This is a genomic window from Paenibacillus sp. MER 99-2 (genome assembly GCF_023714095.1).
Taxonomy (GTDB): Bacteria; Bacillota; Bacilli; order Paenibacillales; family Paenibacillaceae; genus Paenibacillus.
This window is the reverse complement of the sequence record NZ_JAMAUZ010000026.1, coordinates 1-527: the sequence shown is the minus strand read 5'-3', so window position 1 is coordinate 527 and position 527 is coordinate 1. Positions and strand designations below refer to the sequence as shown.

Below are 527 nucleotides of genomic sequence, written 5' to 3'. Positions count from 1 at the left end.
TTTGGACACGATACCGAGGACTATGCACGGAACGAAGATTCATTTGACGCATGTATATACTGACGGTACGGGAAGAGATTCTGTATCCTTCCAGATGGAGCGCATACGTAATTTTCGGACTTCCACACCGCTTCTGGTGGTCGTAGAAATGAAACCGAATACGCTTCATGATCTCAGTTCTCCGGTGCTGCTGTTTACTTGTTCGATCCATCCGCCACTTGTAATATCCGCTCCGTGACACGTGTAACAGAGTGCACATCTTCTCCAAAGAAAACAGGGAGCGATGGTTTTCCAGAAACTGAAACCTTAGCTCTTTGGTTTGCTGAAGATGTGCACTACTTTTTTTACAATAGCCAGTTCCTCTTGCGTGTCCGCAAGCGTATGCTCTTTCTCTTGAAGTAACCGGCGCATTTCTTTAAGCTCTGCTTCCAGTTCTTTCACTCGATCTACGCTAGCTACGGGCTCATGTTTAAGTTCGCGATACTTACCCATCCATTGGTGTAATGTACTTTTTGGAATGTTGAGTT

The 527-nt window shown here is 45.4% G+C and carries 2 protein-coding genes; both read right to left on the bottom strand.

The genetic code is table 11. The annotated features are described in order from the left end of the window. Positions 1 to 169: IS3 family transposase (locus M3636_RS29890; RefSeq protein ID WP_353056328.1), on the bottom strand; the 169-nt coding region annotated here is incomplete at its 3' end. 137 nt (positions 170 to 306) lie between these two features. Continuing rightward, the coding region (locus M3636_RS29090) for a transposase (RefSeq protein ID WP_251384749.1) at positions 307 to 527 on the bottom strand (221 nt) is incomplete at its 5' end.